This window comes from Risungbinella massiliensis (genome assembly GCF_000942395.1).
Classification (GTDB): Bacteria; Bacillota; Bacilli; order Thermoactinomycetales; family Thermoactinomycetaceae; genus Risungbinella; species Risungbinella massiliensis.
In genome coordinates this window covers 676221-688569 of the sequence record NZ_LN812102.1, presented here as the reverse complement: position 1 = coordinate 688569, position 12349 = coordinate 676221, and the positions used below count along the sequence as shown (strand labels likewise).

The window sequence follows — 12349 nt, the reverse complement described above, 5'->3', positions numbered from 1 at the left end:
AGAAGAGAAGATGATTCTTATATAAAAAGGAGTCCAACTCATTGAAATCAAACTTCCTTATATTCTCTCTCTTATTAAGTGGTACCGTTATCCTATCGGGATGCGGATTAGTCACAACACAACAGATGCAGACCTTACCAGTTGTACAAGAATGGGAAGATTCTACTGGAACGGATTTAAACAAACTAGCAATCTTCCAAAATCCAGTAGAAGATCTCTCGAAATTGTCTCCTTTTTCCAAGAAAGAGATAGTTCCAACCCAAAAAGAACTATCAAAGGATTCTTCCCCTACATCACAAAAAGAGATAGGAAAAGAGAAATCTCAAAGCCAACAAAAACCGCAGAATGATAACAAACCAAGTAAAGAAAAACCAAACAAAAAAGAAAATCGTCCAAATAACAATGAATCCGGAAAGAAAGAATCAGAGAAAAAAACAGAATCATCTTCTTTGAAAAACTCTGGAAAGAAAGGTCAAACAGTCCAAAAAGCGAAGGCAACAAGCTCTCCATCTAAAAATAAAAAAGACTAACTGGAAAAGTCCTAAATCCCCAGAGTTCCAAGGCTAAATGAGAACAAACACGTTTCTCACTTAGTCTTTTTTTGTTCTTAGAATCTATCATATACTCTCGTAAATCTACATATAGTAGGGAAGAAGGAGGAGAGAATATGAGAAGAATGACCTACTGGAGTCGAGCAATTCAGAGCCATGTACGAAATATGAAATCATGGTATATCTTCGTTACGGTATTGTTTTTGATGGGAATGATTTTTGGAGCGTTGATTGTCAATACATTAGATCCCAAACAACAAGAGGGTTTGGTATATTATTTAAGTTACTTTTTTCGAGGTTTGGAACAAAATTCTATTACTGAACCATCAGTAGCATTTCAACACTCTTTTGGAGAACATCTAAAAACGTTGGGAATTATGTGGTTATTAGGTCTATCGGTAATTGGAATCCCGATTTTGTTGTTATTTGTCTTTTATAAAGGATTGGTGATTGGCTTTACTGTTGGCTTTCTTGCTCATCAACTCTCACTCAAAGGTCTTTGGTTTGCTAGTCTATCCATCGTACCTCAAAATCTTGTAATCGTACCTGCGATTTTAATTATTGCGGTCTCTGGTATTCATTTCTCCATCACCCTAGTGCAAAACCGTCTTCTCCATCATCGCGGAACGATTTACCCACAGTTCGTATCTTTCTCTCTTTTGGCGACTTGCATGATGGTGGTGTTTTTAGGAGCTTCTGTTTGGGAAGCATATTTAACACCAGAGTTAATGAAAGGAAATATCCCGACGTTTACCTTGTCTAATTGATTTTTATTCTCAATACAAAGTAATAATCTTTATCAATTAGTTGACTTCTCCCTCTTTTATTCAATATAATGGGAAAAGAGATAAAGGGGGGTGTGGATGTGGAAAAACGGGTGAACCAAATAAAACAGCAATTGTCCGCCCATAATTACAAATTAACCCCCCAACGGGAAGCAACCGTTCGCGTTTTGTTGGAGAATGAAGAAGATCACCTGAGCGCAGAGGATGTTTACCTGTTGGTGAAGGAGAAAGCTCCTGAGATTGGGCTCGCTACTGTTTATCGTACGCTTGAGCTCCTAAGTGATCTCCAGATCATCCACAAGTTGAATTTTGGCGATGGAGTAACTCGCTATGAATTCCGAGCAGAAGGGGCAGAACATCACCATCACCATCTTATTTGCCTAAACTGCGGGAATGTCGATGAGATTATGGAAGATTTACTGGAACCGATTGAAAAGCAAGTGGAGAAAGACTTCGATTTTTATATCGTCGATCATCGGTTGACATTTCATGGTATCTGTCATCGATGCAAAGGTCAAGTAGCAGACCCTAAGAAGTTAGTGGGCTCTAAAGTAACATAAGGATATAAACGTAAGAAAACGACCTGTTTTTGGGTCGTTTTTTGGTTTGCAAAAATAATTTTCAAAATTTCTAAGGTACTGGTAAAATAGGGGCGAAAGGGGAGAAACGTAATGAAAATTGGTATCCCAAAAGAAATTAAAAATCATGAGAATCGAGTAGCGATCACTCCAGCAGGAGTAGACATGTTAGTCAGGGCTGGTCACCAAATCTTGATTGAGAAATCGGCCGGGATTGGAAGCGGTTTCACAGATGAAGAATATATGTACTATGGAGCTTCATTACTAGACCAGGCAGAGGATGTATGGGCTCAGTCAGAGATGATCTTGAAGGTGAAAGAGCCGCAACCTAGTGAATATGCCTATTTCCGAGAAGATTTGATCCTCTTTACATATTTGCATCTAGCACCAGAACCCGAATTGACCAAGGCATTGATGGAGAAAAAAGTGACTGCTATCGCTTATGAAACAATCCAGTTGGAGAATGGCTCTCTTCCTCTTCTCACTCCGATGAGTGAAGTTGCTGGTCGAATGTCTGTGCAGATTGGGGCACAATATCTAGAGAAACAAGAGGGGGGGAAAGGTGTATTACTTGCTGGAGTGCCGGGTGTCCTTCCAGCGGAAGTAGTAATTATCGGTGGAGGAATCGTCGGAACCAACGCAGCAAAAATAGCACTTGGGATGGGTGCGAGAGTAAAACTGCTTGATATTAATCCCGAACGATTGCGACAGTTAGATGATCAGTTTGATGGTCGCCTTCAGACGGTTATGTCTAATTCTTTCAATATTGCTCAAGCAGTCAAGACAGCAGACTTATTGATCGGAGCGGTACTAATCCCTGGTAGACGAGCTCCACGCCTAGTTACAGAAGATATGGTAAAAGCGATGGAACCAGGTTCTGTCATTGTTGACGTGGCAATTGATCAAGGTGGTTCTATTGAAACGATTGATCGTGTAACTACACACAGTAATCCGACGTATAACAAACATGGTGTGGTGCATTATTCTGTTGCCAATATGCCAGGTGCGGTACCACGTACTTCTACACTTGCATTAACTAATGTTACAGTGCCATATGTAATGCAGATAGCAAACAAAGGATTGTTCCACGCAATTGGCGAGAATAGAGCATTATCGTTAGGAGTCAATGTACTAGGGGGACAGGTTACCTATCAGGCAGTAGCAGAAAGTTTGGGGCTTAAGTACCACCCGTTGGAACAGATAATCTAAGCAAATCTGGATAAAAAGAAAGGCAATTAAGGACTTCTGTTTCTTAATTGCCTTTCCTATTTTGCTGAAATTTTATCTATTATAGCGGAAAACACTCCCACACTTCTAAGCGTAGCGAAAGTGGGAGGTGAATCTGTGTCGGACAAGGGAGGTTTCTACCCTCTCACGAGTCCGACCTATCTCTGTACTTTTTCCTTCGTGAATTTCTCCATCCTCCCGAATGACATTGACATTATTTTAAAAAGTTCTAAAATATTTTTAGCTATTCGGAGGGAGGTGAAACCAAATGTATAAGGCATTTCAGTTCCGGATCGATCCTACTATGGAACAGGCACGATTCATTCATCAATCGATTGGTTGTAGTCGCTTTATTTTTAATCATTTCTTAGCCAAATGGCAAGAAGTCTATCGGGAAACGAAGAAAGGACTCACCTATCCTACTTGTTCTCGTTTGTTAACACAGCTCAAAAAAGAAAGGGAATGGTTACGAGAAGTAGACTCCACTTCTCTCCAAAACTCGTTAAAAAACTTAACCGATGCTTTTCGGCGTTTTTTCCAAAAACAAAATGACCGACCACGATGGAAAAGCAAACGAAATCCAGTACAGTCTTATACCAGTCGTAGTAATCATTATCATATAAGAGATTTAGATTGCTTCGTTCTGTTTCTTTTGTACCATTGTCCACTTCCCAATATCTCGAAAGCCTAAACGGTGATAAATGGAACCAGCTGCGGGATTGTCAAAGAAGAGACAGGGCTGTTTGCCTTCCGCTAACAACTCGCCACATAGTTTGGATACCACCTGACTCGCTAACCCTTTTCCACGATAAGCTGGATCAGTAGCTACGGCTACCACCATAGCTGAATGGGGATTTTCCGCTGTAGTTTGAGCGCTAGAGATAAATTTTTGGTTTGCTTCTATTACGTAGCAACGACTTGCGCCTGTTTCGATGGTATTCTGGATGAATTTTAAGTCGTTTGATCGGGGGGGGAATTCCTTGATTTTATCCAATAATGCTACTAACTTTGGCACTTCCGTACTTTTGATCTTACGCAAAGAAAAACGATCATCATCAAAATCAAAATTAGTTTTCTCATGCAACTGGGTCATTTCTGCGAAGTAGCAGTCTCGTTTCATTTCCCAATTCAATGGAAGGGGTGTATAAGAACGAAACGCATCAATCACTGTTTGACTTCCGCTTAGCATTGTAAGTTGATCAGTATGCTGTAAAATAATTTCGGCAAAGCCTTCCATATCAAAGTCGCCATATGCAGTGGGAATAAAGCTATCTTGATATCGTAGTAGGATCCCTCGTAAGGTCCCCTCTGAATCAAAGTCACCCCATAGTTGTTGAAAGTCCGTTTGCATTCCATATTGATATATATCACCAATGGTAAATAGATTCATCGAACTACTTTGTTGCAGGAATTTTATTGTCTGTTCTTGATCAGATGGTTGTAGGGAACGAATCATAGTAGGGCTTCCTTTCTCCTTATAGTCTTGAAATTTATTCAATTTTGACAGAAGGTCTACTAACTTACAAGAGAGAAATGAGTATCATAAAGTAAACAAAGGAGTGTTCCAGTTTGAAATGGAGAACACAATACCTGATCGCTTTCGTTGTTGGTTGTATGGTATTTCCCCTGATATCTGTTGGCATGGAAAATGCAATAGAGGCTCGTGGTAGCAGTGGAAGCGGTGGTAAATCGAGTAGTACCAAATCGAGTAGTACCAAACCTTCCACTACCAAACCAAGTACTAAAAAGCCCACTAACAGTACAAGTACAAGCAATAATTCCACTCGGTCTATTATTTATAACTATTTTTACAATAGCCAAAATGCTCATCTTACTTATCAACAATTGCAGCAAGATTACCAATATAGTAAAAAGAATAAGCTATCTCTGTCCAAAAGCATCAAGCCTAAAGATGGTAGAGCTACCGGGCAAAATAAACAAGTTTTGTTTACTGTTACACAAGGCGGTCATAAATACCAAGTCTCCTATGCTAGAGGTGCTATTTTACTCCAAGATAGTTGTAAATTTGCCTTTCAAAAAGAGTCGGACAAGGCCAAACTTTCTGTGCAGTGTCAAGTTCTAGAAGTAGAAGATGTAACCACGCGTGATCTACAATATTTTTATATAGAAGTAGATGATCAGTATGTATTCTATATACCAGACGGTGATGTGAACTACTCCAATGTACAAGAGATCGAAGAGGGAATTCATGAGACGAAAATGACGGTAACAGATGAGATTGCCACCCAATAGGAGGGAAAAGCTCTGATGAATTGGTACAAAATCATGTTTGGATGTCTGTGTAGCACCCTCCTGCTAATGGGATGTGGGACGGACACAAAAGAAGTACAGACAGAGCCAGAACCAGAGGAATGGCTCGTGGTTAGTGTACAAGATTGCCAAGCCCAAGAGATTTTCTCTGTTCCTTCAGCTGATGGAATAGAAGCAAAGCTCATACTAACAGGTGTATCCAAAGCGAAGGATCTGCAAATAGAAAAATTGGCCAATGGTCGCTATCAAGTGGAGATGAAACTTGAATTAGGATTGTATGAAGGATGTTCTGTTTCCTATACAGAGGAAAATACAAACAAATCCAAGTTAGTAACAGGTGCTACTGTAAAAAGTTATAAAGGTGTTTCCTCCTATGAAGTGACCGCGCCTGGTAAACCAACTAGATCTTATGAGACCAAGAGTGTGAAATTAGATAGTATGGCAGAACTAGAAAAGGTCGTAATAGAAGGTGAGATTCGAGATAAAGGACGAGCAGTACCAATTCGTACAGTAGGTATTGCCATCGTAGGAGAGAGTGGTGGGGAGTATCTGGTGCGAAAAGTGATAGGTGGAAAATAGGAGTAGATATGAAATTACGTTATCCATTTCTCTTCGTATAACTGAAGTAGGCGCTCTAATTCGTCAAATAGAACAAATCGAGAAACTCTGTACATTTCCTTTCCTGCTATAAACAGAATGAGAGTAGGAGCTGAGAAAATCATATACTCGGATGTGATTTCTGGTACATCGTTATTGAAGACATATATTCCTTTGACATGTGAGTGTGATTTCAATAGTTCGATCATCTTAAATTGAACAGACTCACATACACCGCAATTGCTTGTTTTAACTAACAAAAGAGTCAATGGTTTTTTTTGAATAGTTTCTTTGATTTGATTTAAATTCGTCATTCTTTCCATACCATCACCTAAATGTCCTTATATAATTTGAAGAGTATTCATTATATCTAATAAATGCACTGTTACCAAACTAGCATTCTCAGTAGGAAGTCCAAAAGAGGATAGATTGGGTTTGGAAAGAATAGATCGTGATGAAATAGTGATTATATAGATCCAGAATCGTGGATCGGTGGCTACTATGAGTTGTCAATCGAGTACCCTATAAAGGAAAAGAGCGATCCAACGGATTACGAGTGTATTAGCCAAAAAAGCCCATAATAGGAGTGTGTATTACACTCACGTTGTAGGCTCTTATTTTTGAGATGATACTATTAAGTTCTCTAGGTTTTCTTAAATCATAATAATTATTATTTTTAATATTGTTGTGTTAACGGATGATATCTTAATACATAATGATTAGACCGAATAATTAATTATTCAATGCAATTGACATATTAAATAATTAGAGATAAAGTTTGTTTATAAAACGTAATAATTATTATTAATAATGTAAAAGGAGTGTTTAAGTTAACTAATTCAATAGTCATTATTATTCACTAGGAGAAGTAAATGAAAAACGGGGTATTATTTATTTTGTATTGGATTTGTATCCTTAATGGGCCAACTATTTCTTACCAAAGCATTTACTCATGAAAACGCAATGGTAGTGGAAGTTACAAGGTACATTGGGATTGTTTCTATGGGGAGTAATATTTTGGAGGGAAACACCAGAAGTCATAGTTCTAATAGGAGGAGTTTTATTATTGCTTCGTGTATTCTCCTTACAAGAAAAGATGCATTCTAGTACCTTAATCAAGTTTTTTTTATTACATAAATCGTAATGATTACGAATATAAGGGAAAGGTAGTGAAGACAATGAAAAGGGCTATTTTTACTAAAATGTTTGTTTTACTACTTGTTAGTGTGCTTTGTTCACTCCTGACAGGCTGTACCTCCAATGAAAGTACTACGCAAGGAAATAAAAAAATAACACTTGTTATGCATTTCAAATCTGGGAAACTAGACCCACACAATGATTTTGCACCTCTGCGATCAGGTATTACAGAGACATTAATCAAACTGGATGAGAATGGAGATTTACAAGGTTGGCTAGCGAGCAAGTGGGAAATAAAAGATGAGCAAACATGGGTTTTTATTATCCGAGATGATGTTACGTTTCAAGATGGAAGCAAACTAGATGCAGCTGCAGTTAAATCTTCTTTTGAACGAGCTATACAAGATAGTCAATCGATGGCGAAGGCTCTTAAGATTAAGTCGATGGAAGCAAATGGACAAACATTTACTATCCGTACTACGGAGCCAAATCCAGCTCTGATATCAGAACTTGTTAGTCCATATACTTCCATAATCAGTGTGAATGCAGAGAAAAAAATGGGGAAAGAAGCATTCAATAATAGTCCTGTAGGTACAGGTCCATTTAAAGTGAAAAAATTTACTCCCAACACGGAAATTCTTCTGGAGCGATATGATGAATATTGGGGAGGAAAGCCGAAATTAGATGAGGCTGTTGTCCGATTTAATGAGGATCCAAATGTAAGATCACTGGTTCTTCAATCAGGGGAAGCAGACATTGTTTATAGCTTACCGCCAGAAAGTTTGAATGTAATAAAACAAAATCCAAATTTAGAGATTGTGTCACAGTCGGGCTTACGTGCTCATTTTATCCTTTTTAACCAGCAAAAACCTACCATGCAAGATCTTAAAATTAGAAAGGCGATCGATTATTTAGTGAATCGGAATAGTATTGTTCGAGACATTTCATTAGGGAACGCAGTTGCTGCTAATGGTCCATTTAATAGGGTATTGCCCTTCGGTAACAAGGACCTAGAAGCGAAGTTTGATATAGAAAAAGCGGAATCATTACTTATGGAAGCTGGATACCAATTAGGACCCGATGGAAAAATGAGTAAAGATGGTAAGCCGCTCGTTTTACAATTAATTACCTATAAAAGTAGAGCAGAGCTGCCATTAATATCTCAACTTCTACAATCGGATGCGGCCAAGATCGGAGTAACTATTCAGATAAAGATGGTAGAAAATCCAGATACGTATTTAAAAGATAACAAAGATTGGGATATTGCGACCTACAGTAATTCAACATCACCACGTGGAGATGGAGGATATTTTCTCAACACAGCATTACTACCAGGTGGAGCTTTAAACTTAGGAGAAGTGGATCATGCATCCCTAAATGAGATCATTAAACAACTCAATAGAACCAGTGATATAGCCGAACGGATCGAGTTGTCAAAGAAAGCGGTAACGGTGATAAACAAGGATGTATTGCATAGTTATGCAATTTATCCAAATCTTATTGTAGGGATGAATAAGCGAGTAATATCGTATAAACCAGGAAGAGAAGAATATTACATCCTTACCCATACAATGGATGTGAAATAAGTTGATAAATCTTATTTGCCGCCGTTTTATTCAGTTGCTTTTAGTATTATTTCTTCTATCTATCTTCACTTTTAGTTTGATGAAGCTAGCACCAGGAGATCCGGTAAGGAGCATGTTGCAAACCGATTATTTCGCTGTCACAAAGCAAGAAGAGGTAGAGCTTCGTCAAGAGCTAGGTTTCGATCTACCGATCCTGATCCAATATGGTAAATGGATCAAAGGAGTACTGCAACTTGATTTTGGAAAGTCCTATCTTAATGGTAAGCCTGTTTGGGATGAATTAATGAGGCGTATCCCTGTAACATTAGAGTTAACCTTGGGAGCATTTGTAGTGATGGTATTGATCACAGTGCCTTTAGGAGTACTAGCTGCCTGCTATCCAAATAAATTTCCTGATCACCTAGGCCGCTTTCTTGCCCTGATGGGAGCTTCCATTCCTAGTTTTTGGTTTGGCTTGTTACTAATCCACCTTTTTGCGTTGGAATTACAATGGCTATCTTCTATAGGGAGAGGGACTATTACTCATATGATTCTTCCTTCTGTTACTTTAGGTTTTTCCATGGCTACTATTTATGCTCGTTTATTACGTACAGGGCTTTTGGAGAGTTTTTCGCAAGAGTATATACGGGCTGCTAGAGCGAGAGGCGTTCAGGAGTGGAGAATTCTGTTATTTCATGCACTCAGGGCGGCAATGTTGCCGATCATTACTGTGTTTGGAATGAATATAGGATATCTGTTAGGTGGCTCAGTAGTCACCGAAATGCTATTTTCTTGGCCAGGACTTGGAAGTATGGTGATTGACGCAATTAATGGAAGGGATTATCCAGTGATCCAAGGATATATCATATTTATCGGCTTTTTTGTAGTTGTAATCAATTTACTAGTTGATTTGTTCTATTTCATCATTGACCCACGAATTCGACATGGGGAGGGATTGACTCGATGAAGAATCAAACTAGCTTATACCATCTTATTCATCAGCCAATGAGCCTGATCGGATTCATACTTCTGGTCTTTTTTGTTTTTATAACATTGTTTGGTTCCTATCTAGTACCAAACGATCCTTTCGAAGTAGACATGGCGAAGAGGTTGTTATCCCCAAGTTTTGAATATCCTTTCGGAACGGATCACTTAGGTCGATGTATTTTTTCTAGAATAGTAGAAGGTTCCCAATCTACACTTGGAATCACTGCTTTCACTATAATGACCGTTGTTCTAATAGGAGTACCAATAGGACTGATATCGGGTTATGTAGGCGGTCGCTTGGATTCTATCATGATGCGTATTCTCGATGCTCTATCTTCTATACCAGAATTTATATTAGCTATTGCTATCGCAGGTTTTCTTGGTCCAAGTTTGATCAATATTATGTTAGCTGTGGTCTTAATTAATTGGATGAGCTATGCAAGGGTAGTTCGTGGAATTGTTTTATCTGAACGAGAAAAAGAGTATGTTCTAGCAGCTAGAGTAGGTGGTTGTGATACATGGAAGTTATTAAGACGTCACCTGTTACCGCAAGTTCTCCGACCAGTGATTACGCTTGCGGTGATGGATATTGGAACTATCATTTTAACTATTTCGTCCCTATCTTTTTTAGGTCTAGGTGCTCAACCACCAGAACCAGAGTGGGGCGCTATGCTAAATGATGCTAGACCCTATTTTCAGACGAGCCCAGAGTTAATGCTCTATCCTGGAATGGCTATCATCTTAATCGTAACTGCTGCTAATTTAATTGGAGACGGTCTTTCCGAAAAATTTCGAGTACGTTGAGTAGCAGCTATTTCACCCTAAAATCATTGGAAATCTGACTAAGGAGAGGCCTATTATGGTTCTTCATATCACAAATCTCAATATTTCTTCAAATCAGGAAAGAGCGAGGGATTCGCATACTATAATACAGGATCTTCATTTCACAATCCAACCAGGAGAAATGGTTGGGTTGGTGGGGGAAAGCGGAAGTGGAAAAAGTGTCACTTCATCTGCCATACTTGGTCTACTACCTAATTCTCTTACAATTGTTTCAGGTGAGATTACGATGCATGAAGTCCCATTGAGATCATTATCAGAGAAGGAAAAACGCCGATTTCGAGGCAAAGAGATTGCCTATCTTTTTCAAAATTATTCCGATAGTTTCACCCCCTTTTTACGAATCGGGAAACAGATGGTAGAAGCGATTCGAAGTCATGAGAAGATTGGTAAATCGGAAGCAAAGCAATTAGCATTACAATGGTTAGAACGAGTGAATTTACCAGCGGAACGCGTATACCAAAGTTATCCTTTCCAATTAAGTGGTGGACAGATTCAACGTGCGGCAATCGCTGTTGCACTTATGATGAAACCATCGTTGATCATTGCGGATGAACCTACTACAGCTTTGGATGTGCTAACTGGTGAGCGAGTTTTAGATTTATTAGGTCAACTACAAAATGAGACCAATTGTGCTGTTTTACTGATCTCTCACAATTTGAGACATGTACTAAATCGAACCAACCGAATGGCAGTGATGTATGGCGGACATTTGATTGAGATGGGAGCAACTGAGAGTATCCGAAACAACCCAAAACATCCGTACACACAGATGTTATTAAAAGCCCGTCCTACACTTACTTATCAAAAACTAGATACTCTTCCAGAGATGCCTGGTGAACCAGGAATGATTTCAGAGAGAGGTTGTCCCTTTTTATTTCGATGCCCCTATAGTAAGGAAATATGTAAAGAAAAACCGATATTGAGTTATATAAGCGAAGCCCACATGGTTGCTTGTCACCTCTCACAGGAAGGAGAAGTATCGTTTGAAGCCGATTCTGGAAGTCAAACAAGTTACGAAAAAGTATCAGGAACAATTGATAGCTTTAGATAACGTTTCCTTTACTCTGAAAGAAGGAGAGTGCTTGGGCCTTATAGGAGAGAGTGGTAGTGGAAAAAGCACATTGGGAAAGTTAATCCTTGGATTGGAAAATCCAGACCAAGGAGAGATCATATTGAATGGAATGTCATTCCACACTTTAAAAAGTAGTGCATTGCGTAACGCGCGAAAAGAGATACAAGCAGTCTTTCAGAATCCTACTCAATCACTTAATGGACGGCTGCCCATTTGGAAGTCGGTAATAGAACCGCTTGAAAATTATCCTGAAGTTATCCCAGATTTTTTAAAGGAAGTGAGACATTCAAAACGTCTAATGGGTTCCGTACTTCTAGAATTAGTAGGCCTAAACAAAGACTTTTTAGACCATTATCCTCATCAACTTAGTGGTGGTCAAATTCAGCGTGTAGCAATTGCAAGAGGAATTGGTTTACAACCTAAATTGCTAGTTTTAGACGAGCCAACCTCCAATTTAGATGTATCGACTCAAGCAAAGATCCTCAATTTATTGAAGAAATTGAAGAAGCAATTTAGCATTTCGTATTTATTTATTTCTCATGATTTATCGTCTATTCAATATTTAAGTGATCGAATTGCGGTGTTAAAAAAAGGGAGAATCGTAGATTTATTTTCTACATCACACCTATTTGAGTTAGATCGTAAAACATATACAAAGCAGTTGGTGTCAACAGTATCAGAGTGATATTGAGTTTTATTAAAATTACTTGCAAGTTATGTAAGAGCATATAAATTA

The 12349-nt window shown here is 38.6% G+C and carries 13 protein-coding genes and 1 pseudogene; 12 read left to right on the top strand and 2 right to left on the bottom strand.

The window, feature by feature from the left end; all coding sequences use genetic code 11:
• Positions 1 to 41: 41 nt before the first annotated feature.
• From VJ09_RS03925 to VJ09_RS03905, 5 genes and pseudogenes are all read left to right on the top strand, one after another.
• Positions 42 to 530: a hypothetical protein gene (locus VJ09_RS03925; protein WP_044640332.1), complete on the top strand. Its 489-nt coding sequence runs from the start codon at positions 42 to 44 to the stop codon at positions 528 to 530.
• Between the two features lie 137 nt (positions 531 to 667).
• Positions 668 to 1318: a stage II sporulation protein M gene (spoIIM, locus tag VJ09_RS03920; protein ID WP_044640331.1), complete on the top strand. Its 651-nt coding sequence runs from the start codon at positions 668 to 670 to the stop codon at positions 1316 to 1318.
• 98 nt (positions 1319 to 1416) lie between these two features.
• Entirely contained in the window at positions 1417 to 1896 is a 480-nt protein-coding gene (gene fur, locus VJ09_RS03915; RefSeq protein ID WP_044640330.1) for a ferric iron uptake transcriptional regulator, read from the top strand.
• A 111-nt stretch (positions 1897 to 2007) separates the two neighbouring features.
• Positions 2008 to 3123 (top strand): alanine dehydrogenase, encoded by a 1116-nt coding sequence (gene ald, locus VJ09_RS03910; RefSeq protein ID WP_044640329.1) that lies wholly within the window; start codon positions 2008 to 2010, stop codon positions 3121 to 3123.
• Positions 3124 to 3409: 286 nt separating this feature from the next.
• A pseudogene (locus tag VJ09_RS03905) lies at positions 3410 to 3763 on the top strand (helix-turn-helix domain-containing protein); the annotation flags it as partial.
• A 6-nt stretch (positions 3764 to 3769) separates the two neighbouring features.
• On the opposite strand, the gene VJ09_RS03900 reads toward VJ09_RS03905, so the two are convergent.
• Positions 3770 to 4597, bottom strand: a complete 828-nt coding sequence (locus tag VJ09_RS03900) for a GNAT family N-acetyltransferase (RefSeq protein ID WP_044640327.1) — start codon at positions 4595 to 4597, stop codon at positions 3770 to 3772.
• A 113-nt stretch (positions 4598 to 4710) separates the two neighbouring features.
• On the opposite strand from VJ09_RS03900, the gene VJ09_RS17440 reads away from it, so the two are divergent.
• Positions 4711 to 5394: a hypothetical protein gene (locus VJ09_RS17440; RefSeq protein ID WP_052807204.1), complete on the top strand. Its 684-nt coding sequence runs from the start codon at positions 4711 to 4713 to the stop codon at positions 5392 to 5394.
• Between the two features lie 15 nt (positions 5395 to 5409).
• On the top strand, positions 5410 to 5991 hold the full coding sequence (locus VJ09_RS03890; RefSeq protein ID WP_044640326.1) for a hypothetical protein: 582 nt from the start codon (positions 5410 to 5412) through the stop codon (positions 5989 to 5991).
• Between the two features lie 14 nt (positions 5992 to 6005).
• Here the strand turns inward: VJ09_RS03890 and VJ09_RS03885 are convergent, their stop codons facing one another.
• Entirely contained in the window at positions 6006 to 6332 is a 327-nt protein-coding gene (locus tag VJ09_RS03885) for a thioredoxin family protein (RefSeq protein WP_044640325.1), read from the bottom strand.
• Positions 6333 to 7187: 855 nt separating this feature from the next.
• On the opposite strand from VJ09_RS03885, the gene nikA reads away from it, so the two are divergent.
• From nikA to VJ09_RS03860, 5 genes are read left to right on the top strand one after another with little or no spacing between them, the layout of a single operon-like run.
• The gene (gene nikA, locus VJ09_RS03880; RefSeq protein ID WP_044640324.1) at positions 7188 to 8732 is read left to right on the top strand and encodes a nickel ABC transporter substrate-binding protein; all 1545 of its coding nucleotides are present in this window, start codon (positions 7188 to 7190) and stop codon (positions 8730 to 8732) included.
• A gap of 1 nt (position 8733) precedes the next feature.
• Positions 8734 to 9678 (top strand): nickel ABC transporter permease, encoded by a 945-nt coding sequence (gene nikB / locus VJ09_RS03875; RefSeq protein ID WP_407689968.1) that lies wholly within the window; start codon positions 8734 to 8736, stop codon positions 9676 to 9678.
• The gene (nikC, locus tag VJ09_RS03870; RefSeq protein ID WP_044640323.1) at positions 9675 to 10502 is read left to right on the top strand and encodes a nickel transporter permease; all 828 of its coding nucleotides are present in this window, start codon (positions 9675 to 9677) and stop codon (positions 10500 to 10502) included. Before nikB ends, nikC begins: the two co-directional genes overlap by 4 nt.
• A gap of 55 nt (positions 10503 to 10557) precedes the next feature.
• On the top strand, positions 10558 to 11592 hold the full coding sequence (locus VJ09_RS03865) for an ABC transporter ATP-binding protein (RefSeq protein ID WP_052807203.1): 1035 nt from the start codon (positions 10558 to 10560) through the stop codon (positions 11590 to 11592).
• A complete protein-coding gene (locus VJ09_RS03860) occupies positions 11525 to 12298 on the top strand; it encodes an ABC transporter ATP-binding protein (RefSeq protein WP_044640322.1) in 774 nt (257 codons plus the stop codon). The genes VJ09_RS03865 and VJ09_RS03860 overlap by 68 nt, the downstream gene beginning before the upstream one ends.
• The last annotated feature ends 51 nt before the right edge of the window (positions 12299 to 12349 follow it).